General features: G+C 40.9%; 19 protein-coding genes. 9 read left to right on the top strand and 10 right to left on the bottom strand.

The window, feature by feature from the left end:
* Window positions 1–96: 96 nt before the first annotated feature.
* The 6 genes from DET63_RS07425 to DET63_RS07390 all read right to left on the bottom strand — a co-directional run bounded on the left by DET63_RS07425 (window position 97) and on the right by DET63_RS07390 (window position 7,422).
* Window positions 97–3,402 (bottom strand): phage tail tape measure protein, encoded by a 3,306-nt coding sequence (locus DET63_RS07425; protein ID WP_235661765.1) that lies wholly within the window; start codon window positions 3,400–3,402, stop codon window positions 97–99.
* A 107-nt stretch (window positions 3,403–3,509) separates the two neighbouring features.
* A complete protein-coding gene (locus DET63_RS07420) occupies window positions 3,510–4,598 on the bottom strand; it encodes an SU10 major capsid protein (protein ID WP_113936279.1) in 1,089 nt (362 codons plus the stop codon).
* 62 nt (window positions 4,599–4,660) lie between these two features.
* Window positions 4,661–5,260: a hypothetical protein gene (locus tag DET63_RS07415; protein ID WP_113936278.1), complete on the bottom strand. Its 600-nt coding sequence runs from the start codon at window positions 5,258–5,260 to the stop codon at window positions 4,661–4,663.
* Complete coding sequence (locus tag DET63_RS07410) at window positions 5,257–5,745, bottom strand: hypothetical protein (protein WP_113936277.1); 489 nt, start codon at window positions 5,743–5,745, stop codon at window positions 5,257–5,259. The genes DET63_RS07415 and DET63_RS07410 overlap by 4 nt, the downstream gene beginning before the upstream one ends.
* On the bottom strand, window positions 5,745–5,996 hold the full coding sequence (locus DET63_RS07405) for a transcriptional regulator (protein WP_113936276.1): 252 nt from the start codon (window positions 5,994–5,996) through the stop codon (window positions 5,745–5,747). Before DET63_RS07405 ends, DET63_RS07410 begins: the two co-directional genes overlap by 1 nt.
* 787 nt (window positions 5,997–6,783) lie before the next feature.
* Complete coding sequence (locus tag DET63_RS07390; RefSeq protein WP_113936274.1) at window positions 6,784–7,422, bottom strand: helix-turn-helix domain-containing protein; 639 nt, start codon at window positions 7,420–7,422, stop codon at window positions 6,784–6,786.
* Window positions 7,423–8,817: 1,395 nt separating this feature from the next.
* On the opposite strand from DET63_RS07390, the gene DET63_RS07385 reads away from it, so the two are divergent.
* Entirely contained in the window at window positions 8,818–9,426 is a 609-nt protein-coding gene (locus DET63_RS07385; protein WP_113936273.1) for a recombinase family protein, read from the top strand.
* A gap of 2,007 nt (window positions 9,427–11,433) precedes the next feature.
* Here DET63_RS07385 and DET63_RS07380 read toward each other — a convergent pair.
* The 4 genes from DET63_RS07380 to DET63_RS07370 form a co-directional block, all read right to left on the bottom strand.
* Entirely contained in the window at window positions 11,434–11,820 is a 387-nt protein-coding gene (locus tag DET63_RS07380; RefSeq protein WP_113936272.1) for a hypothetical protein, read from the bottom strand.
* An 84-nt stretch (window positions 11,821–11,904) separates the two neighbouring features.
* On the bottom strand, window positions 11,905–12,141 hold the full coding sequence (locus DET63_RS07375; RefSeq protein ID WP_103945293.1) for a hypothetical protein: 237 nt from the start codon (window positions 12,139–12,141) through the stop codon (window positions 11,905–11,907).
* A 112-nt stretch (window positions 12,142–12,253) separates the two neighbouring features.
* Window positions 12,254–12,430 carry a hypothetical protein gene (locus DET63_RS30155; protein WP_172452018.1) on the bottom strand — a complete coding sequence of 59 codons (177 nt, stop codon included), beginning with the start codon at window positions 12,428–12,430 and terminating at the stop codon, window positions 12,254–12,256.
* Window positions 12,431–13,273: 843 nt separating this feature from the next.
* Window positions 13,274–14,242: a tyrosine-type recombinase/integrase gene (locus DET63_RS07370; RefSeq protein WP_113936271.1), complete on the bottom strand. Its 969-nt coding sequence runs from the start codon at window positions 14,240–14,242 to the stop codon at window positions 13,274–13,276.
* A gap of 584 nt (window positions 14,243–14,826) precedes the next feature.
* On the opposite strand from DET63_RS07370, the gene DET63_RS07365 reads away from it, so the two are divergent.
* The 8 genes from DET63_RS07365 to clpP all read left to right on the top strand — a co-directional run bounded on the left by DET63_RS07365 (window position 14,827) and on the right by clpP (window position 19,425).
* Window positions 14,827–15,033 (top strand): DUF1657 domain-containing protein, encoded by a 207-nt coding sequence (locus DET63_RS07365; protein ID WP_000216167.1) that lies wholly within the window; start codon window positions 14,827–14,829, stop codon window positions 15,031–15,033.
* Between the two features lie 106 nt (window positions 15,034–15,139).
* Entirely contained in the window at window positions 15,140–15,628 is a 489-nt protein-coding gene (locus DET63_RS07360; protein ID WP_113936270.1) for a YhcN/YlaJ family sporulation lipoprotein, read from the top strand.
* Window positions 15,629–15,656: 28 nt separating this feature from the next.
* Window positions 15,657–16,133: a stage V sporulation protein AC gene (gene spoVAC / locus DET63_RS07355; protein WP_002034730.1), complete on the top strand. Its 477-nt coding sequence runs from the start codon at window positions 15,657–15,659 to the stop codon at window positions 16,131–16,133.
* Complete coding sequence (gene spoVAD / locus DET63_RS07350) at window positions 16,134–17,150, top strand: stage V sporulation protein AD (RefSeq protein WP_002089557.1); 1,017 nt, start codon at window positions 16,134–16,136, stop codon at window positions 17,148–17,150.
* Complete coding sequence (gene spoVAE, locus DET63_RS07345) at window positions 17,147–17,497, top strand: stage V sporulation protein AE (protein WP_000575919.1); 351 nt, start codon at window positions 17,147–17,149, stop codon at window positions 17,495–17,497. Before spoVAD ends, spoVAE begins: the two co-directional genes overlap by 4 nt.
* Window positions 17,498–17,506: 9 nt before the next feature.
* Entirely contained in the window at window positions 17,507–17,713 is a 207-nt protein-coding gene (locus tag DET63_RS07340) for a DUF1657 domain-containing protein (RefSeq protein WP_113936269.1), read from the top strand.
* A gap of 20 nt (window positions 17,714–17,733) precedes the next feature.
* Window positions 17,734–18,603 carry a DUF421 domain-containing protein gene (locus DET63_RS07335; protein ID WP_113936268.1) on the top strand — a complete coding sequence of 290 codons (870 nt, stop codon included), beginning with the start codon at window positions 17,734–17,736 and terminating at the stop codon, window positions 18,601–18,603.
* A gap of 240 nt (window positions 18,604–18,843) precedes the next feature.
* Window positions 18,844–19,425: an ATP-dependent Clp endopeptidase proteolytic subunit ClpP gene (gene clpP / locus DET63_RS07330; RefSeq protein ID WP_001049163.1), complete on the top strand. Its 582-nt coding sequence runs from the start codon at window positions 18,844–18,846 to the stop codon at window positions 19,423–19,425.
* Window positions 19,426–19,758 lie beyond the last annotated feature (333 nt).

The following is a 19,758-nucleotide window of genomic DNA, read 5'->3' as shown; positions in this document are numbered from 1 at the left end:
CATTTTTCATCGCTCCAATTCGCTTTAGTACGGCAATATATGCCTCCAATTGAAACCGCTGGGCTTCCCTCCTTTCTGCGTTCCCACATTTATTTATTAGATTCCTCTGGCTCGTTGTTTGGATCGCTCTAAGTACGCTAACTCTTGTGCTATCTTCTCGATGTCCTGATCGTCGCGTACGTTCATTTCCGCAACATTAATAACAACATTCTTGGTAACGTTCTCGCCCTTTTTTTCGTCCTTGTTGCCGAACAATGTACCTGTGGTACTCGGGCGATTTGCCGTACGAAGTTCATTGAATAGATTCGCTTGCTGCGCCTGTGTTAAGACCATTTCATTTTTTAGTAACCTTGCGTCCACTTCGTCGAATTTCGGTCGGTGCGCTGCGAGTCCTAAAGGCGATCCACCATTGTGATATTTTGGTTTCTTCGTTGTTTGACTCAACGTACCGCCATTGTGTCGCTTTTCCGCCCCTGAGAATATTTCCGATACTGTACGTTGTATCGACTCGAATACGCGAATGTATACGGGCTTCTCTTCGGGCTTCGTCGCTTCTTTCTTAATTTCCGCGAGGCGTGCTTTCGCCTCTTTGTCGTTCATGTTTAGATTTTTCGTAACTTCCTCTTTCATTTGCCTTTCAGCGTCGGCATTCTTCGCCTCTACGTCTGCGATATCGCCTTTCGTCTTCTTCGTGTTTTCTTTCTTCGCTTTTTCATCGGCTGCGGAGTTTTTTGAATCGAAGTCCGCCGTATCACCCTTCGTTTTCTTGACGTTCTCTTTCTGCGCCTTTTTATCTGCTTCCGCATTCTTCGCATTAACGTCGCTAGTATCGCCTTTTGTTTTCTTGACGTTCTCTTTCTGCGCTTTCTTATCAGCTTCTTCGTTTTTTGCATTAACGTCGGACGTATCGCCTTTCGTCTTCTTATTTGCATCGCGTTCTAAGTTTTCTTGAAGTTCGTCGCCTTTCTTCTTCTCGTCGTCGATATTCGTAGTTACCTTTTTATCGGTCGGCTTTTCTAAATCATCGTTAAGGCTTCTCGCTATATCCTGCGTCTGATCTAACGAATTGTTAAACGCTTCGTTTTCACCTTTAGCCGTTTGTATAGCTCCTTTAGCTTTTTCTAATTCGGTTACGGTCTTTTGAGCGCCGTCTAATTGGTTTTGTTGCTCTTCGTTAAGTCCGCCCTGTTCCGTCTTTGCTTGTCCTAACGCATTTATTATTTGATTTTGTGCGTCTAGTTTTTCTTTAATCGCCGCTAGACCGTCGCCTTCCACTTCTGATAAACCTACCGCCGCTTTCTGCTGCTCGATCTTCGCTTCTGTGATTTCCTTTTGCTTCCCTCGGTTTATTTCTAGCTGACTCGCATCTTTCTGATATTGTTGCGTAATTTTAACGCCTTCTGCGTATTCTTTACGCTTTTCCTCTAGATTTTCCTTTGCCTTCGCTAGATGCTTGTTAGCCATATCTAGTTTGCCTTTATCGCCTTCCTTCGCTATTTGGTTAACAGATTCGGAAAGACGTACAACTTCGATTTGTGCTGCGGTATGATCGCGCTCTAGCTGCGGCATTTTACTCTTCCATTCCGCTGCCTTCTCCGCAGATTTAACGAGATTATCCATATGCTTTACGTTGTTTTCCATTAACTTCGCTTCTTGCATTGAGAGTTCCGCCGCTTGCATACGCTTATACTCTTCGGACAACTTCTTCGCTTGTTCCGCAGTTTTAGCGATCGCATTTCCTTTACTGTCGAAGGCTTGTTCGGTTGCGGGTGCTTTGGCTATAATATCGTCGTTTATATTCATATACTCTTTCATTTCATCTTTTGTAAGTCCCGACGCCTTACCTAGCTTTTCCCATTCTGCGATTAACCTTTTCTTCTCGTCGCCCTCTTCCGCTTTAGCGATTTGGTTTTGTAGATCTTTATATTTAAGTTGTTCCGCAGTAGTTAATTTCATTTTTCCTTGCAGCTCTTCGAACCTGCTCGCCGTCTTCGATAGTTCTGCCGACTTCTCGCCCATTTCTCGATACGCATCTAAGGAAACGTCGTGGAATTCTTTTGTTTCTTTCTTACTAGTCATGATAACGCCTGTTAGAATTCCGATACCTGCCGCCGCTAATGCGATACCTGCCGTAATTGGATTACCTAGAATCGCTGCACCTAATAGCTTTAATGCCGTAATAACCTTCGTAACACCTACAGCTACGCCCGCAACTGCTGCCGTCGTCGCTATCGATGTCATAGTAAATGCTACGAATTGCGGATCTACTGACGCCATTGCTCCGACTACTAATGTCGCTGCGTTAGCGATTCCAGTAAACGCAGGTAGTAGCGCTTCGCCGATTTGTATCGCCAGTCCTTCGGCTGCTGATTTAACTTGTGTCCACGCTCCGATTAGCGTTTCTTGCATCGTCTTCGCCACTCGTTGCGCAGTTCCGCCCGACTCTTCTAACGACGTTTTATACGCTTGTAATGCGGGCTGTCCCTGTGCTAATAGCGCTAAGAATCCCGCTGACGCTTCCGTTCCTACTAATTGCGCCGCAGTTACGGTTTTTTGTGCGTCCGTCATGCCTTCCATTTTCGAGCTAATATGTCCGATCAATTCGGGTAGTGGCTTGAATTCCCCGTTCGCATCTATTACGGAAATTCCTAATTTATCGAACGCTTTCGCAGTTTGTCCCGTTGGATTCGCTAACGATAATAGCGCAGCCCTAAGACTCGTGCCCGCTTGGCTGCCCTGAATTCCTGCGTCAGACATTTTCGCGATTGCCGTCGCTGCATCTTCGATATCCCAACCTAACGCGTTTGCTACGGGCGCCACATACTTCATCGCCATACCTAATTGATTCATATCGGTATTTGCAGTCGTGAAGGTCTTCGCTAGTACGTCCGTCGCGTGTCCCGTATCTTGTGCAGTTAGTCCAAACCCAGTCATTATGTTTGAAGCTATATCCGCGGCACTACCTAGATCGATAGCCCCCGCAGCAGCTAAGTTTAATACCGACGGTATTGCGTCGATACTGTCTTGTGCTTTGAAACCTGCTAACGATAGGAAGGCGAGTCCGTCCGCTGCTTGCGAGGCGCTAAACTGTGTCGTCGCTCCTAAATCCTTCGCAGTTGCCGTTAATTGCGTAAATTCAGAATCTGTCGCACCCGATATCGCCTTAACCTTCGCCATTGATTGTTCAAAATTCGCTGCACTTTTAACAGTCGCGCCAATTGCTGCAACCATCGCTACGCCACTAACGGCGGACGCTTTACCGAGTGCCGTCATACTTTCCGACGTATTTTTAGAACCTTTTGAGGTTTTTTGCATTTCTTGTTGTGCTTCCTGCATCCCTCGTTTGAATTGAGCATTATCGAGGACGAGTTTCGCTTTTATTTCACCCGCATTTGCAATCATTTAATCACGCCCTTTTTTCGTTTTTATGTAAGACAAAAAAGACACCACTCATAATGAGCAGCGCCTTCGCCGTTTCGTTATATTTATTTATAAACTTAGTTGGTACACTAGGAGGCAAGTCCTACTATTTTAGCGTGTGCCGCTTCTTGTAACATTTCTAGCGTGTACTCGCCGACTAACATTCCTTTCATGTAATCGCCTTTCTTACCTAAGAACTCGTGAGCGAATTCGCGAGTACGTAGCGGACGTATTGATAAACGATTCGCATCGATCACTAAGATTTCACCCGCAGGCATGTTGTTGTTTAGTAAAATCTCAGCGTTACCGAAGTCAGAAACGTAATGATCTACTACTTGACCACGCCCGTTATCTTCGCGAGATAATCGAATTAGAGCGTTGTCAAACGCGGAGATTGCGATCTTTTGCGTAGCTCCTACGATAATCTTGTAGTTACCTCCTACAGTGGATCCACCCTTTTCGAAAATTTGACGGAATGCTTCAATAAGGTGCTCGTCCGCAATACCTGCGCCACCTGCATTAATTACGTTAGTTTCGATGAATGAGCGAATACCACGCATCATACGAACATTGCCTTTCTCGTAACGTACGCCGTTAACTAGCGCCTTCTCTAGTTGTAGCGCTAATTCTAATTGTTTCTTTTGCTTCTCTTTCTCGTACTCGTTATCTACGCCGTACTGAGCAATAGCCATTGACGTACCCGTGATTTCTACGGTTTCGTCGAAGATTTGCGTGATATTCGATACGCGCTTACGCGGCTTGTAACGAGAATCGCGAGCGTCTGAACCTTCATGACCTTCTACGAACATTACTTCGATAGTTGAACCTGCTTCGTGTGCTTCCACTTCTGTTTCCGCATATCCACGAACTACTGTTAACTTTTCACCTTCTACTTTCATGATTAGAATTAGCTCTTCGCCAATTCGGATCACTTGTTTAGGTCGGAATGCGTCTGTTTCTTCCACATCGATAAATGCCGCGTCAACCGTTAAAGCCTTCGCTAACGCACCTTCTTGTGCGAACATTTCATCTTCGAACCAAACGTGCTCGACGTTCGTAACTGGATCTCCGAAACCTAACAGATTTAACATAGGCGTTTGAAGTGGATTTAATAATAAAAACTCGTCTGTTACGGATTCTTTTACACCGATAAGATTATTAGAATATATATTTGTCATTTTATTTCCTCCTTATAATTAGAAAAAGCCACCTGATTAAATAGGTGACTTGACATTTTAAACTATTTATTTTTAAATCTTGCGGGTACTTGCCCGTATTTTACAATGTTGTACCAGTCTTGATCCGATGGATGTTCGGGAATATCCCCAATACCTGTGACGCCTAGTAGGATGTGTGTTGCGCCCTTACGTTTTCTAAGTTTTTCATTGAGTTGCTCACGCACCCACGTATGATCGTCTTCTATACGAAGTATTTCGTGGACTGCAGCATAGTAATCCTCTAATCCTTGTTGCGCTTTTTGTCTAAGGGGATCCACTTTCTCCCTACGCACCGTTGGTACAACATTGTTACGCCAGTCATTCACGAGATCGTCGAGGGTAATTGTTCCCGATAGATTCGCGATGGCGTATTCATGTGCCTTACTGTGTTCCCCTTCGGCGACTTTTACCGTAGCTTGTACCTTTTCGATATTATCTAGTGCTTTCTGCTTCTCTGCTGGCACGTCCTCGCCCGAAAACTCCCGTTGTAGAATTGTCTCGTATGCCTTTGCAGCAACCGTTACTTTTTCTTTTGCAGCTTGTACCTTTTCTTGATATGTTGCGATAAATTCGTTCGCTTCCTTGTCTTGAACCCTGAATTTATTGTATAGTTCCCATTTCATATTTTGTGCCCCCCTAGTTTCGTTTGTAATCTCATCGATAAGTTATTTAGTCCGCACGCAATCTTGAGTAGAACTGCTATTAATATCTTTTCCACTCTGTTCGGCTCTTTAATCTCTTTTGGTAGTGTCGCAGGATCTATCAAGTTATATAGGTCGATTAACGTATCACGTACCATCTTTGTCTCGAATAAGCGCTTAGTTTCGCATGTTTCTTCGGCAGATGTGATATGACCTGATAACCTACTATCGCCCAATGTCGATATATATACGTATTCCGTAGATGTCATAACTTCAATAACTTTATCGCATTCATAGCCGCTTTCTGTAACATACTCACGATATCTTTCGTTAAGGTTCGTGATATCCTCTTCGGCTTGTAGGTATTCATTAACGCGTTGACCATCGACGTATAAGACTGTTAGGAAGAACTTCTTTCCATGTAGTTCGTGGCAGTTAGACACTAGAAGTTTTTCTTGATTGCTCATTATAACCGCTCCTTTAATCGTTTTTTGAGATCCGCTGCAATCACTTCATTCGATCCCGCTTGTGCTTCGAGTAGGAAAACGTTATGCTCGCCTATGAGATCAACGAGTGATTCGTAATGCGTATACTTCATTTCATGTATTCCCTTTGTCCAATTGAATACGGTCGCTTGCGATACGTTTAACATCTTCGCTAGTTGATGTTGTGTGATTCTCGATAATTGCAGGAATAATAGTAATACTTTAGGATTCATTCTTTTAGCTCCCTGTCATTGATTAGTTTTACTTTTTAAAAAAAATGATCCGCCGTTACGCTATCGTGCAGGAAGGCGAATACGTAACGGTAGATCTTCGAAGAGTTACTATCATAAGGTGGCGTCTGGCAAACGCCCAAAAGAGGGGTAACAGGGGGAAAGTTCCTGTCACCTAATAACTTCACATGTCTTTATCATTTCTAATTCGGGAATCAGAAGAATTAGTACGTTTAGAGCGATCATTGTCTTTCTTCCTTCATACTATCTGTACCCCTAATCGACCTAATATTGTACTAGCAATCTAATTTTTTATTATTTAATTTCCTTTTAGCGCCTTTAAAATAGCCTTACCTTTACGAATTCTCGCGTTATAGCACATTCTGCATCGTGGTTCAAAGCCGCCGCGTCCGTTTCTGTAAAAACTGGTTAGCGGTAGTATATCGCCGCAATCTTTGCATTCTCTGTGATCTATAATTTCTCCGTTAACTTCGACCTGAATAATTGGCGTCCGTTTATTCGTTGTTTTTGAAGCGATATTACACGGTTTACAGCGTGATTGCAGTCCGTCGTAGTTCCCTTTACATTCGTGAAAATCTTCTAACCACTTAACCTCTCGACAGTATGAACATTGTTTTTTATTTCTCATTTTTAAAAGCCTCCAATTAGTTTTTATATTTTTGGTTGTTATGTAGTGGGATTCTTATACCACGATAGATCGAACATATCAGGAGTTTTTATACCTCCCGATCCTTTCGGTGTTTGTCATTTTTCATTTCTCCTTTTTTCGTTAGAAACTCATATCTTCTAGATCGTCTGATGCCACTTCTGTCTTCGTACCTGCTGCATGAGCCTTCGCCTTGCGTCGTTCCATGCGCTGCATGATCCCGTTTTTCTTTTCTTCATCATTCTTGCGGATCTTTTCGACTGCTAGCGCCTGTTTGTAGTAACGTTCCTCGGCTTTTGGGAATCGTTTGAGTAATTCGTCTAACGTTAGCGGCAATAATGGAATATATTCGTTGCTGCGTCCGATCCCACGACGCTTAACCGCTACTAATCCGACGTTTTGCAGGATTTTTATATTATGGTTAATAGTTCGTATAGATTTGCCCGTTTCCATTGCAAGGCGATATTGTGACGGGAATGCTTTCTTTTCCTTCGCATTGAAAAAATCGATAATGATTTGATATAAGATCAACGCGCTTTCTGTTACGCCGTAGTCCTGCATGTATGAGTAATAACGCAGATTGGTCGGCATTTTAATAAAGTCTAGCGTATGATCTTTTTCTTTAGGATTGATAGATTTATCGAACATCGGCTGATTGATCATATCCTTTTGGATCTCCACCGCTGACTTAGCGTAATTCTCGTGATTCTTGATTTCTTGTAACGTTTCTTCTACTTGTTGGACTAGATTTTCTGTTTTCATTACCTGATCGCTCCTTTTCTATTTAGCGGTAAACTGCGTATGAGGCAATGAACTGCGTATGAGTTGGCGGTAAACTGCGTTTCTCATAGGAAGTACACTGCGTTTCTAATATGCAGCCCACTACAGGTCAACTAGATTTACAAGAACTAAAGAACTATAACTAAAAAATATAACTACGTTCTTTTTTGTTCTTCTATTACGCATAAGATAAGGATATAAATAAGAGCGTACAAGACATTTAAGTAATATCCGCTATCTCTCTTCTTTCCCTTACGCGTATATAAACGCGAACTTTTCTAATATCGGTGAAGGCTGCGAGACTATTCTTGAAAACATTGGCGCAATGACTAGATATATTGGGCAATAACGCCTTGAGTTTAAAAACTGTGGGCGAATTTTTTACGAAGTGTGGGCGCTGGAATTTTGGTAGCGTTGGTGAAATCGATAGACTTCGTGAAATCTGCGTATAAACCCTATGGGATTTTTTGCGAGCGCGCTAGGTGAATACCGTTGCTGCGGGGGCTTCGGCGGGTGGCTTGGGGGTCACGGGATTTTTCGTTTGAAGGGGCGGCGACGTGTCGTGTCGTGCTCTCGACTCTTCCGACTCGCTGCGATGCGTTCACGACAATCGCTTCGACTCGTTCATTCGCTTGTTACAAGTCTTTGTTAATAGTTTTGTTAATTCGCTTGTTAATCGAAGAGAGAACAAAGAAAGAAGTTTAATTAAATTCTTTTATTCTTTTTAATAGAAGAAAGATGAACGAAGATACTCGAATCATTCCGAAGACAACGATCAAAGAGAACGAAGACAAACGTTTTATAATTCTTCTCACGATTCCTTTACGCAGCTTTTAAATAGATTCGAACACAAATACATACGGAAGGCGCAGCAGCCGTTACATGACGTACAACGAACGTATAACACTATGGTATGATGTCGTGTAAGTATGCAGCATATTCGTGTAGACATGTCGATCTATTGGCGTGTAGTCTCGTGACGTTAGCGCATCGAAGAGAATAGTAGCGGGAATTATAGCGAGCAGATAAGGCAATATATAAAGGCTATTTGCGCGGACATATAGCGGGCTTGTTATATAGTGGGGTATTCGAGACATAATGCGGGCTATTACGGAAACATACACCGCCCTTGTGAAATATACATACTGCGGCGTGTTCGCTAGAAAACACGGTACATGGTGCGCCCTATTTGATATACTATGCGTCTCGTGGGTAGTAGTCTAAAAAGGTACACGTTTGTAGACGCTAAAAAAACGATCATATACCAGTCTATTAATCATTAGTAATAAACCTTTATGGACGTCTTTTAAACAATTGACCTTTATAGACTATCGGTGTATATTTAGGTTAACGATAAAAAGAAACGGGGTTTTCATTATGACAATTAATTTCGCATATCTGAGAGTATCATCGAACGATCAGAATCTTGACCGACAATATAAAGCGGTGCAGCCGTATGTAACAGATGAGAAATATATCTATACCGATAAGGCAAGCGGAAAGGATATGGATCGCGAGGGCTTTCAGAATATGCTTAAAGCGATGCGATCAGGGGATACACTCTACATTAAATCTATCGATCGTTTGGGTAGAAACAAGGCGCAGATAAAAGAGTACTTAGAATACTTCAAACGAGAAAAGATTCGCGTTAAGATCATCGACCTTCCTACGACAATGGCAGACGTTCCCGACGGTCAAGATTGGGTAATCGATATGATCAATAATATTATTATCGAGGTTTATACATCGATCGCAGAACAAGAACGCCGTACGATCAAAGAGCGTCAACGCGAAGGAATCGACGCAGCAAAGGAAAAAGGAAAGCACATCGGACGCCCTGTTATGGTGCTTCCTGCGGACTGGGATCGATTATATAGCGATTGGAAAGCGAAGAAGATCATGGCAGTCGAGTTTATGGCAGCGGTCAATATGAAGAAAGCGACATTTTATAAGAAGGTAAAAGAGTACGAGGCATCTGCGAAATAACGTCGGTGTCTTTTTGTGCACCGAGATCGAAGCCCTTAGATAGCTACGACGCAATAAGTTGTATGACTTTCATAAATTAAATTAAGATTATGCGCAGGAAATCGCAACCCCCTGAGTTCAAAGTAGCTCTCTCCATACACCGCCGTGCTGATGTAGCGAAGAGAAATGCGAAGATAATCCTACCGATCTCCACGAAATACTACACATATGTATCGATGTGCATCGCCCGCTATACGCAATCTATCACAAATCACTAGCGATATACACGAATTACTACCGAAATGTAGTGAAATGTACCCCCTACGAGTTTCGTATATATGTATACGCACGTAAACGTATTTATGCTTAATCATGTGCGTGTGACGTCTACTCTCGCAAGGGGATTCGATTACTTGACCTTTAATTATCAGATAATTTACATTAACAACCATATTCTATTTATACGATATATTGTATAAATAAAAAGGCGCTGCGATATATCCAACGTGATTACTTTAGATTTATCCCTAATAGTTTCAAAACAAAACACAACACATAGGATAGGCATATTTTTTTTGTATAGAAAATAACTTTTGGAATCTATAACCAAGATAGGTTATAATACGAATATACGAAAAAAGCCCGTCGTATTGGTAGTACGACAAGCTTCGTAAGGTGGTGAGTAAAATGCACGAAACAACTATTCTTGCGGTCTGCGCAATGTTTAGTGTTGTACTAGGCATGATGTCATTGGTAGTGACTGTCCTAGTAGCATACATAAACTCTAAAAAGTAATATTTTATCGAAAGTCTTTCAGTGTTGGTAGCACTTGAGAGACTTTTTTCTTTATATAGTATTCCACATCTAATGCAGAATATTACTTATAAACCTGTAGTTTACTAATTAGGTATGCAAAGTCTTCATTTTGAGAACATTTAGCTCATCGTTGCCCCTAAGGCAACATAAAGGGTAAAAAGTTGCTCCCTATGAAACCTACACCCCAAAAAATTAAGCTGACAAGTCAACTTAGAGTAAACTTTTATAGCCTAAAAACGAATTCTTAGACCCTGCGCCGTAAGAATCATATATGATAACTTTTGTATCATAATGGATACTTTTAGTATCCTTATAGCAACATTATAACTTGACTCTGGGTTAAGTTACAAGCGGATTAAGCTAAAAAGTTCACTTAAAGCAAACCCTTCCTCCCCATTTGACGTTCACTTTAGGTTAACTTTTTAGATTTAATTTTGATGATAATTTTTGTATCAATCTAACCTCTTCCACTTCCCAAAGAAACGTACTACACTTTGGGCACGATCACTTACGAGTCTCCTTCCTCCTACGCATAAAAACGACTATCATATGTGAAACGAGCAGTCTTGCGAGTGAATATTAACGAGGATTTAACATTACAGGCTAACGTAGGCAGAGAGTTTATGTCAGGCGATCCAATGATATGCAAGATATGAGATACTCCGAAATTTATAAACACATTAAAAAGACGCTAGATTTCGGGTGGTTAATCCGATTCCTAGCGCCGTCTATTTAATATGGTGAGCGATTCAGTATTCAGTTATAGTGTAACCTCGTTATATAGGCGAGTGGTGTCCGCCATATGTTCGTGCATCCAATGTGGCAAATGGTGAAGATCGGTTTCCGTTCGTTTATATACCGCTCTTTGCCGCGTATTTCTTCGTAATATCTTTGTATTAAATTCCATACTCTTGTGCCTTCGTTTTGTGCGGAATTACGTGTGGTTTCACGTGTGGTGATCCGCATTAATATCGTTGTGGTGAATGGTATCTTGCGAGTATTGTGGATCTCCACTGTTTCGTGTAATTACTAGTAACTGACGCGTCTTTTATTTACTACACTTATTATATTATCATCATTTGTTTCGTATTGCAACATTTTTATATAAAAGAATAGCTTTTTCATTTTGGCGCTAACTTCTAATAAAAAAGACTTACACTAATTAGTATAAGTCAGACACACCACTCTATAACAGAAAATATGTACATACAACTATTCTTTATCATCCTTGTTTGTATCACTTCGATGTATTGATCTACACGCCTTACATACCGCCATATATCCCGTTTTCGCGTGGGTGTCTACGTGATACTCGCTAAAAGATTTTAATATATGGCACGCCTTACATTTCCGACCTCTTACGAACGATCTTACCGATCCACCTTCCAATCCTTCTACACGAATTAGCTCAACTTCGACTGGTGGTGCGCTTCCTTCGCTGCGTGACGAACATATTCGGCATTTACTGGCAGCACCGCCTATCCCACGCGCATTTTTATAATATAAATCTAACGGTAATAGCTTTGAACACCCTCGGCACATTTTAGCCGCAGTTATGTCGCCATCAACTTCGATATACTCTACTTTAATCTTCGCCATGATCTCAACCTTTCGCGTCATGATATCGTTAGCAGTATATAGAAATCCCGTTAACATGACAAGTCTGCGATATCAAATTCGATTCTATTCCGATTCCTTCCGTTTACGAATACGTTTGCCTATCATTTCAGTTATAAACGCAGCCGCCACCGCTAGAGCTAAAACCACGCCTAGCCCGCCGATATAAACGTTACCTGTAGCGATCGTAATCGCCTTAGTCACGTAAAGCATAACAAATGTACCAATTAATACGAATCTCCTTTTATTGCGCTCAGTTAGTTTATTATTATCACCGTTGTTATCGTTCTTTCTGTTCCTCATCTTCGCGAATCCTCCTTCTATCGTTCTTCCATTATCGCATATCTACGTTTATCCTAAAGAGAAAATCGAAGAACCTTGTCGCCTCCCGCTATGGGCGCGTCTGCCCTAACATTTAATTAATTTCCCCCCTCTTTAAATCTGGTATATATGTATGTTTCCTCTCGATGAATATCTCATATATTAACTTTACGCAAAAGTCTAATGTATCCTCATCATTTAACATTTCCACTTCAAACTTCGCATTCTGAAATTCCTTTAATTCTTGTATCATTTCCTCTCTATTTTTCATCTCTACGCTTCTCCCTCATATATAGATACTTTACTTATTGGTTAGATTTCTTCTGCTATCTTAGCTAGTGGTAGTTTTCTATATCTTCCTCTAGCCGTAGTTAGTGGTAGTAATTTCTTTTAAATCTTTTGACCTTTGAGGTTTTCGGTTTTTATCATGGCGCAGCGAAGTTAGGAAAACGGCTGCTAGGCGGATTTATCCCCTAGATTTCGAAGTTAAAAAATAACTAAGAAAGCTAGAGAGATAAGCGACTTTACGGTTAATAACATGGCTTGCTTCGTCAGTGTTCCGTATGTAGACCCTATTCACTCAATGACTTTCATCATACGCACCCTTTAACGTAGGCTTGTCCGTGTAATATCGTCCCTACACGACAAACTGAATGCGCTCCCTGTAGCCGTAACTACAACGATAACCTCCCGAACCTTTTAGACTATAACGTCTAGGCAAGTTCTCGCCTTCCCGCACCATACGAATAGGAATACAATGCGGGGCGCTATCCTTGTAAGAGTATACGCGTACTCTCTGCACGACCGATAGCAAGCCAAGCCGTAATTATCACTGCGTTATACGTGTCCATAATTACGGTAATCAGTTTTTTACGTGGTTTACAGGCAGTTCCACGTTCGGAATTACCGCACACCAACGCTTCCAATTGTCTAAAAAAGACAACAAGAAACTAAACCCCTTGCATTATATTTTTGAAAAATTTATAATGGGGGTACTGAATGACGGTAATATCCGTTATTTAATTGTTACTGAATATGCGGTGATTTCCGCTATTTAGTTCTAAGCTGAATTGTTTTGGGTCGTACGCTGCAACGTACGGCTCTTTTATTTGCTTTAAACCCCGTAGTCGTTCTTAGCGGCTACTTTTTCATATTGTTCTTTTACTGCTTCATCATTTAGACGGACATATCGCATAGTTGTCGTAATGTCCGCATGTCCCATAATTCGCATTAATGCGTTAACACTTCCACCATTCCGTAAAAAGTTCGTAGCAAAGGTATGACGTAAACTATGCGGCGATGGGCGGCATTCTTTTGAAAGCCCCGCTAACTGTCCATAGCGATACATACGCTTACGCAACAAATCATTATCTATCGAATTTCCATCTTGCGTTAGGAAGACGTTTGTCGTGCCTTCAAAATACTCCCGACTTTCATCGATAAGCATTCGTAACTCTTCCGCTAGTTTCTTCGTCATAGGTACGGCTCTAGTTTTACGATTTTTATTCTTAGCGCCCGACAACATGATCGTCAGATTGTCAAAATCCAAATCGTTAGCCTCTAACTGATTAACTTCATTCACACGTAGACCACAATGTAACATAAGCAACATAGCGCAGTAATCTCTATATCCTGCGTAGGTAGTCTTATCTACAACACAAAAGAGGCGCTTGATTTGATTGTTATTTAGCGTAAAGATCGGCGATTCATCCGTGCGCAATTTCACGAAGTCCACCGCAGGATTACTTTTGATATATCCTTGTTCATTTAGTCGCTTAAAAACTGATTTTAATGCCGATATACGAATATTTACAGTAGCGGGCGCTAACTCCCGACTAATCAATTTATTAATATACATTTGCACATGTTTCACGGTAATAATCTCGACTTTATCAATGTTTAACTCTCGCATAAAATAACGAAAGAGCTTTGTGTAATCATCGATAGTGCGCTTTCTAAACCCTTCCGCTTGAAATGCCTGCGTAACGATTCTTATCACCATTTCTGTGTTCAATTCTTCGGTAGCATCAATAAAATCGACTATTTCTCTTCTTCTTTTTACAACTCTCCTATTTTTTAACATAATAAAAAAGAGCCCCCTATCTGAAATTTTTCAGACGGAAGCTCTCCGTAAATATATTATCGTTATCCTCATTTAACAGTCCGTAGTACATCTTAACTATGCGACACTAACTCGCTAATGCCTTCGTAGGACAATTGCGGTTTGTTCTCGCTCAAGTTAAGCGTCAAAAACACTACCAAACGGCTTTATATAGCGCCTAACCCTCGATTAGCTTCCTTATTCATACCAGACGTGGTACCGGAAACCACCGCTCTATCCGACTGAGCTATGGGCGCATGATAAAATTTTATAAACCGTTTATTATCAAGGTTTTAAGCCTTCTTCTATTCCGCTTTTCCACATTTAATTTCTTGCGAAAAACCTCTAATAGAAGTGAAATACAACAAGTAAATACCTGCTTATTTTCTTCTCATAATAATAGCAATAAAATCCATCTAAATCAATAAAAATATCCCCTTAATCCTTTATATACCTTAGCTAGGAGCCTATAAAACATATCCTTCCCCTTAATTTTCCAATCATAAATTCACCCCAACTCACAAATTATAATCTTTGAATTGATATTCCAAAGGGGGCTTCATTCAATGACTGTAATTACAAAATTAAAGCAAACTGTTTCTGGATTAAAAAGTGCACAAGCTAGCTTAGAGGGATTCGCTCTTGATACGGATAACCAACAAGCAAAGCAACTTTTCCAAACAGCTGCGCAGCAAACACAAACAATTATCGATTCTTTAAACCCGCGTGTTGAAGAAGTCCAGCAAGAAGAACCACAATACACACAGCAATAACCAAAAGTGCCATTTCATCTAATGGTACACAATTTGAGAAAAAGGGTGATATGCAATCATCCTTTTTTCTCAAATTACATAATGCAATAGAAATGGAATGATTATAATGCGAAAACTCGGAATCATAACCGCGTTATTTATGCTCCTATTCGGTTCACTTACCGGATGTGATAATAGCCCGTTAGATAAAAAGGTAAAGAAAGAAGAAGCTAAGCGAACAGATGAGAAAAAGGGCCCTAAATTAACAAAAATGAGTACAGAATCCTTTAATCAATCTATATCGCAAGACGCTAAGAAAAAAGCTCTCACTATAGAGGGAATTACAGAAGCTACCGCAGTTAATACAAATTTAGATCTTTACATAGCCATCAAACCTGAACATCACGAAAGATTTGGTTTAAAACCTTTACGAAGTAAATTAAAAAAGAAGCTAAGTGATGAAAACCCTACTTTCGATATTCGTGTAAGTACAGACAAAAAGATTTTTATGCTCATAGAAGAACTTGAAAACAAAATTAAGAACAAGAAAATAAGCAAGGATGGCATTAAAGATCAATTGAAACTCATTCAATCAGAAATGGGATCTAATATTTAAGTTTTCTAAAAGAGAAGGAAGGATTCAAATGTCTAGTAAAGATAAAAATTTAACACCTGTGCAACAAGAATATAAAAAATTCGAACAACAGCGCGAACCGAAGCGCCCCGTTTTAAAAAATTGTATAAAAGCTTTTTTCGTCGGGGGATTAATTTGTCTAATAGGTCAACTGATTTCCACCTTTTATATTACCTATTTTGATTTCACTGAACGCTCTGCCGGGAACCCTACTGTTGCAACTCTTATTTTTATCTCCATGCTACTGACGGGATTTGGCGTCTACGATCGCCTTGGGCAATTTGCTGGTGCTGGTACCGCAGTTCCCGTTACTGGATTTGGTAACTCTGTTATTGCCGCATGTATTGAACATCGGACAGAAGGATTCGTTCTCGGCGTTGGTGGTAACATGTTTAAACTAGCAGGATCGGTCATCTTATTTGGCGTATTTTCAGCTTTTGTCATCGCTCTTATTAAAACAATTCTCTTTCAATGGGGAGGGCTGTAAATGTTACAAGGACACCGAACATGGGTATTCGAAAACAAACCAGTTATCATCTCAACAGGTGTAGTCGGCGGCCCATTTGAGGCAAATGGAAAAATCCCTGAAGACTTCGATACCCTGCATGAAGATTTATGGCTCGGACAAGATTCTTACGAAAAGGCGCATAAAATTTTATTTGAAGAAGCTTGTAGCCGCGCTACCGAAAAGGCGCAGCTCCGTAAAGACGATATTCAATTCGTACTCGCAGGGGATTTAATTAACCAAATAACTCCAACGAGCTTTGCATGCCGCACACTCGGAACACCTTATCTCGGTTTATTCGGCGCCTGTTCTACCTCTATGGAAGGCTTAGCACTCGGCGCAAGTATCGTAAATGCAAAAGGTGCAAAGTATTTATTAACTGGGGCATCAAGTCATAACGCTGCGGTAGAAAAACAATTCCGCTATCCAACTGAATATGGTGGTCAAAAACCTCCTACGGCTCAGTGGACAGTGACCGGTGCAGGCGCGGCTATTTTAAGCGACACTGGATATGGTCCACAAGTAACATCGGCCACCATTGGACGAGTTATTGATATGGGACTAACAGATCCTTTTAATATGGGTGGCGCGATGGCCCCAGCTGCTGTCGATACGATTGAAGCTCATTTACGCGAACGACAAATTGACGCCTCTTATTACGACTTAATCGTAACAGGTGACCTTGGACATGTCGGTCGCGAAATTGCTTACGACCTACTACATAAACATGGAACAAAGGTAAAGAGCGAGCAATTTCAAGATTGCGGAATCATCATTTATAGAGAAGGTCAACCTGTCATAGCTGGTGGAAGTGGTCCAGGCTGTTCAGCAACAGTCGTATACGGACATTTATTAAACCGAATGAAAAGAGGAGAATTCAAAAAAATACTTGTCGTTGCGACAGGCGCTTTACTATCTCCACTTACATTCCAACAAGAAGAAACGATTCCGTGTATCGCTCACGCTGTTTCGATTGAATTTGGAGGTGCAACGCAATGATTTTTTTCTGGGCTTTCGTCATTGGTGGACTCATATGCGTAATCGGACAGCTTATGTTTGATGTCGGCAAACTAACCCCCGCTCATACGATGGCAACACTCGTTGTTGCTGGAGCTATATTAGATGGATTCAATCTGTATGAACCATTAATCGACTTTGCAGGCGCTGGCGCAACTGTACCTATTACAAGTTTCGGTAATGCCCTCGTTCATGGCGCGATGGAGGAAGCAGCCAAACATGGCATCGTCGGCGTTATTACCGGCATGTTTAAAGTAACGAGTGCTGGTGTATCAGCTGCCATTATTTTCGGCTTCATTGGAGCATTGCTATTCAAACCGAAAGGATAAGGTGTTCGTATGACAGTTATCGCTAGCGTTAAAACCTGCCTTGCCAGTGTAAGGGGCGCTCAAGCAAGTTTAAGCTCCCTTTCACTAAATTCACAGGACGCGGAATCAAAACGTGTATTTCATGAATGTATGTTAGAAATGGACAGCATCATCACCGATTTACAGAATAGAATTTCAGTATTAGAACGTGAGGAACCTCAATATAAAGGGTTTTAAGTAGACTGGAGGAAATGACTATGTCTCACCTGCCGGAATGGACACTTGTCATTCTTCGCTCTGTATTCATATTAATTATTTTATTCGCTATTACGAAATGGTTAGGAAAAAGACAAATCTCTCAGCTCTCCTTTTTTGAATACATAGCCGGAATGACAATCGGTGACATCGCTGCCCAAGTATCTACAGGGCTTGATTCAAAATTTTTCCACGGCGTCTTTGCGATACTCATTTTCGCTGTGGTACCGTTTTTCACAGGAATCCTCTCTTTAAAGAACAAAACAGCTCGAGATTTTTTTGAAGGAAAATCTACCGTATTAATAAAAGATGGAAAAATACTTGAAGATAACTTAAAGAAAGAAAAGTATACAAGTGATGAATTACTTGAGCTTCTCAGAGGAAAAAATGCGTTCAGCATAGCTGATGTTGAATTTGCTGTACTAGAACCGAGCGGTGAATTAAATGTATTATTAAAGAAAGATCGCCAACCACTTACAGCAAAAGATATCAGCTTAAAAGTGCCAAACGAAAAAGAACCGCAAACTGTTATTATGGATGGAAATGTACTAGATGAACCTCTTTCTGCTAGCGGACATAATCGCGCTTGGTTACATTCTGAGCTAGAAAAACTCGGTGTTGTCATTGAAAATGTCTTTCTTGGTCAAGTTGATTCATACGGACAACTTACTATCGACATCTATAATGATAAACTCCAAATGCCTTCTCCTCAAAACAAGCCTTTATTATTTGCATCCTTAAAGAAATGCAATGCTGATCTTGAATTATTCTCTTTAGAAACGAAATCAAAATCAGCGAGTGATATGTATAGTAAAAATGCAAAACAAATCGAGAAAATCTTAAATAAAGTAACCTATCTGTTAAAAGAATAAAAAATGAAAGAACGCTTCTATACAAAAGGCGTTCTTTTGCCTTTTCCACACCATTAATCACGTTTAAATTTATGTAATTCGGTTATGATGTTGAAGATACATAAGCAGGGAATTTTAAAAACATAGCGAATAAATCATGATACAACTACATATTTTTTGATTTAAAGTGGTTTCGTTTGACCTTCATTGACCATAATTGTATTATAAGACTAAGAAAGCTTTTAAAGGAGGAAATAACAGATGAATTTAATTCCTACAGTAATTGAACAAACAAATCGTGGAGAACGCGCTTACGATATTTACTCTCGACTATTAAAGGATCGCATCATTATGCTTGGTAGCGCAATTGATGACAACGTAGCAAACTCAATCGTTTCCCAGCTTTTATTCTTGGAATCTCAAGATCCAGAAAAAGATATTCACATTTACATCAACAGCCCTGGTGGTTCTATCACAGCTGGTATGGCAATTTACGATACAATGCAGTTTATTAAACCACAAGTATCAACAATCTGTATCGGTATGGCTGCATCTATGGGTGCATTCTTACTTGCAGCAGGTGAAAAAGGAAAACGTTACGCACTTCCAAACAGTGAAGTTATGATTCACCAACCACTTGGCGGAGCACAAGGTCAAGCGACTGAAATCGAAATCGCTGCAAAACGTATCCTATTCTTACGTGAAAAATTAAACCAAATTCTTGCTGACCGCACAGGTCAACCACTTGAAGTTCTACAACGCGACACAGACCGCGACAACTTCATGACAGCAGAAAGAGCTCTAGAATACGGCTTAATCGATAAGATCTTTACAAATCGTTAATACACTTAAAAGCGGAGGCGGCTCGTTTAGAACAGGAGGAAGTTGGAACCCCTGATTCCGAGGCGCCTTTTGCCTCGAATGAAGGGGTGAAACGACCGACTGTTCTAGCCGCCTGGATACATCTAAAAGCAGAAGCGGCTCGTTCAGAATGAGAGGGGGATGGAGCTTCTGACAAAGAGGTGCTTTTTACCTCGACGGAAGAAGCGAAACCACCAACCATTCTAGCCGCTGGAGCTGGATACACTTAAAAGCAGAAGCGGCTCGTTCAGAATCGCAGGGCGTTGGAGCCCCTGATTCCGAGGCGCTTTTTGCCTCGAATGAAGGGGCGAAACG

The organism is Bacillus sp. DB-2, assembly GCF_003315125.1.
Taxonomy (GTDB): domain Bacteria; phylum Bacillota; class Bacilli; order Bacillales; family Bacillaceae_G; genus Bacillus_A; species Bacillus_A mycoides.
This window is presented reverse-complemented; position numbering and strand designations above follow the sequence as displayed.

Excerpts from the sequence above, each read along its gene's own strand:
- DET63_RS30155 (WP_172452018.1), bottom strand. The coding sequence starts at position 12,430 with ATGAAAAATAGAGAGGAAATGATACAAGAATTAAAGGAATTTCAGAAT.
- spoVAE (WP_000575919.1), top strand. The coding sequence starts at position 17,147 with ATGATTTTTTTCTGGGCTTTCGTCATTGGTGGACTCATATGCGTAATC.
- DET63_RS07375 (WP_103945293.1), bottom strand. The coding sequence starts at position 12,141 with ATGAGGAACAGAAAGAACGATAACAACGGTGATAATAATAAACTAACT.
- DET63_RS07360 (WP_113936270.1), top strand. The coding sequence starts at position 15,140 with ATGCGAAAACTCGGAATCATAACCGCGTTATTTATGCTCCTATTCGGT.
- DET63_RS07340 (WP_113936269.1), top strand. The coding sequence starts at position 17,507 with ATGACAGTTATCGCTAGCGTTAAAACCTGCCTTGCCAGTGTAAGGGGC.
- spoVAC (WP_002034730.1), top strand. The coding sequence starts at position 15,657 with ATGTCTAGTAAAGATAAAAATTTAACACCTGTGCAACAAGAATATAAA.
- DET63_RS07415 (WP_113936278.1), bottom strand. The coding sequence starts at position 5,260 with ATGAAATGGGAACTATACAATAAATTCAGGGTTCAAGACAAGGAAGCG.
- DET63_RS07385 (WP_113936273.1), top strand. The coding sequence starts at position 8,818 with ATGACAATTAATTTCGCATATCTGAGAGTATCATCGAACGATCAGAAT.
- DET63_RS07380 (WP_113936272.1), bottom strand. The coding sequence starts at position 11,820 with ATGGCGAAGATTAAAGTAGAGTATATCGAAGTTGATGGCGACATAACT.
- DET63_RS07405 (WP_113936276.1), bottom strand. The coding sequence starts at position 5,996 with ATGAATCCTAAAGTATTACTATTATTCCTGCAATTATCGAGAATCACA.
- DET63_RS07425 (WP_235661765.1), bottom strand. The coding sequence starts at position 3,402 with ATGATTGCAAATGCGGGTGAAATAAAAGCGAAACTCGTCCTCGATAAT.
- clpP (WP_001049163.1), top strand. The coding sequence starts at position 18,844 with ATGAATTTAATTCCTACAGTAATTGAACAAACAAATCGTGGAGAACGC.
- DET63_RS07365 (WP_000216167.1), top strand. The coding sequence starts at position 14,827 with ATGACTGTAATTACAAAATTAAAGCAAACTGTTTCTGGATTAAAAAGT.
- DET63_RS07390 (WP_113936274.1), bottom strand. The coding sequence starts at position 7,422 with ATGAAAACAGAAAATCTAGTCCAACAAGTAGAAGAAACGTTACAAGAA.
- DET63_RS07410 (WP_113936277.1), bottom strand. The coding sequence starts at position 5,745 with ATGAGCAATCAAGAAAAACTTCTAGTGTCTAACTGCCACGAACTACAT.
- DET63_RS07335 (WP_113936268.1), top strand. The coding sequence starts at position 17,734 with ATGTCTCACCTGCCGGAATGGACACTTGTCATTCTTCGCTCTGTATTC.
- DET63_RS07420 (WP_113936279.1), bottom strand. The coding sequence starts at position 4,598 with ATGACAAATATATATTCTAATAATCTTATCGGTGTAAAAGAATCCGTA.
- DET63_RS07370 (WP_113936271.1), bottom strand. The coding sequence starts at position 14,242 with ATGTTAAAAAATAGGAGAGTTGTAAAAAGAAGAAGAGAAATAGTCGAT.
- spoVAD (WP_002089557.1), top strand. The coding sequence starts at position 16,134 with ATGTTACAAGGACACCGAACATGGGTATTCGAAAACAAACCAGTTATC.